This is a genomic window from Carnobacterium sp., from assembly GCF_032094055.1.
Taxonomy (GTDB): domain Bacteria; phylum Bacillota; class Bacilli; order Lactobacillales; family Carnobacteriaceae; genus Carnobacterium_A.
In genome coordinates this window covers 575-2,941 of the sequence record NZ_DAMDAK010000089.1, presented here as the reverse complement: position 1 = coordinate 2,941, position 2,367 = coordinate 575, and the positions used below count along the sequence as shown (strand labels likewise).

Below are 2,367 nucleotides of genomic sequence, written 5' to 3'. Positions count from 1 at the left end.
AGATGATAATATAAGTGAAGTTAAAGAAGTGCAGGGAAGTAATTTATTTAAATTTGTTTATGCATTGCTTCCTATTCTACCTATTCTTTTATTATTGGTAACATTTTTCTTACAGTCTACCGTTGGCATTACTATTTCTTTAAGCGTAGAAGTAGTGACTATTTTTTCTTTTATTGTTGCTATTTTCTGTGAAATAGTACGTTATAAACACATAAAACCAGTACTCACAGGAACTGACTACTTTTTTAAAGGAATGGGAAATGCAATTGATATCGTTGCTCTACTTGTAGCAGCATCAGTATTTGTATTAGGTCTTCAATCAATTGGTTTAATTGATGAGTTACAAAATACAATGACAGGATTGCAAAGTTCAGGAAGTGGATTTGTTTTACCATTATTGTTAGTAGGAGTAACTATAGGAATAGTATTGATTAGCGGGAGTGGTACTGCTTTGTTTTATGCAATGGTTCCGCTTATGGTTCCTTTAGCTGCAGCTGCGGGAATTAATCCTATAGCAATTACTGTACCAATGGGATTAGCTGGTAATCTTATGAGAGCTGTATCTCCAGTTGCTGCTGTAGTTATGATTGTATCGGGAACTATAAAAAAAGAACCTATTGAAATTGTAAAAAGGACTTCTGTACCAATGATAGTAGGAATAGTATTTATGTTTTTACTATCAATGATATTATTCCTTTAATTTAGGAAGTTCTTTTTATAGACGGACGCTAAAACTATTTAAGCAAAGAATTTCTTGTTGGTTATAATATAAATAGGTATAGAGAGAGTTGGTTTGATAAAAAAACCCACTTTAAATAATCATTTCTATAGCGACTATCACTGATAAATATTAGAAGTCATTCCATAAGTAATTTTCCGATTTTTGATTATAAATTATTTTAAAAAATCAGAAAAGCTTTAATGTAAAACTTATAGAAATGCTGAATGAGAAAGAGACAATTGAATAGGTATTTAATCACATAAATAATTAAATTTTTCATATAATAAGAGTTTATATAAGAAGAATAGATTTCTTTAAAACAATAATATCAAAAGCGGACAAAAATAAATTGTAATGATGAAATAAAACCCAGTAAAAGGAGTGCGTTAAACAGCATCCCTTTTATTGGGTTTTTACTATTATATTATATAGAGTAATAAAGCTGTCAGCAATTTTTAATTTCACCGAATGGAATCGTTACAGTGCAAATTGTTTTACTTAGGAACTTAGTAGCGGTAGTCTAAAAGAAAGGAAAAGGTTTCCATAAGCTTTTTCTTCTTTAAGATTACTTAAAATAGGGGGGGGGAAATATGTCAAAATATGTTTTTGCAGAGAAGTTTTATTTTGAGGATAAAACAGTTGGACCGGGTTTTTTAGAAATTAAAGACGGAAAATTCGGCGCATATACGAATGAAAAACCTACTGAATCTGCTGAAATTTTAGATTATACTGATCAATGGATTGCTCCTGGTTTAGTAGATACACATATTCACGGATTTGAAAATCACGATATGATGGATACAGATGCTGAAGGGTTAAATATTATTTCGAAAGGATTGCTCTCTTGCGGAGTGACTTCTTTCTTAGCAACGACTTTGACGGCTGAAACAGAAACGTTAAATCAAGTTGTTGAAATGATTGGAGAAAATATTCCTGAAGTACAAGGTGCTAAAATAAAAGGAATTTTTTTAGAAGGTCCATTTTTTACAGAAAAACATAAAGGAGCGCAAAATCCTAAGTATTTTAGTGATCCTTCGATTGATAAGTTGAAAAAATGGCAGGAATTATCAAATCATGCTATCAAAAAAGTTGCTGTTGCACCCGAAAGAAAAGGTGTCGGTGAATTTGTTGAATATGCGGTCAAAGAAAAGATTGTAGTCGCTTTGGGTCATAGCGATGCAACTTATGCAGAAGCAAAAACAGCAGTAGAGAAAGGAGCTACCATTTTTGTTCATACGTATAACGGTATGAGTCCTTTGCATCATCGTGAACCTGGAATGGTAGGAGCTGCGATGAATTTGAAAGATATTTTTGCTGAACTAATTTGTGATGGACACCATGTTCATCCTGCAGCTGCTAATATATTGATGAACGTTCGTGGACGAAAAGAAACCGTTATGATCACAGATTGCATGATGGCTGGGGGTATGCCGAATGGACAATATAATTTAGGTGAATTTGCGGTTGAAGTAAAAGAAGGAGCTGCCCGTTTGGAAGATGGAACACTGGCCGGCAGTATTCTGAAATTGAAAGATGCGATAAAAAATGTTGTGGATTGGGGAATAGCTACCCCTGAAGAAGCCATTTATATGGCCAGTACAGCTCCTGCTAAAAGCATTAACATTCAGGATGAATGCGGTAAAATA

General features: G+C 33.2%; 2 protein-coding genes. Both read left to right on the top strand.

All coding sequences use genetic code 11. The features are described from left to right. On the top strand, window positions 1–700 hold a 700-nt coding region (gene dcuC / locus RT405_RS11480; protein WP_313469797.1), incomplete at its 5' end, for a C4-dicarboxylate transporter DcuC. A gap of 611 nt (window positions 701–1,311) precedes the next feature. After that, the coding region (gene nagA / locus RT405_RS11475; RefSeq protein WP_313469795.1) for an N-acetylglucosamine-6-phosphate deacetylase at window positions 1,312–2,367 on the top strand (1,056 nt) is incomplete at its 3' end.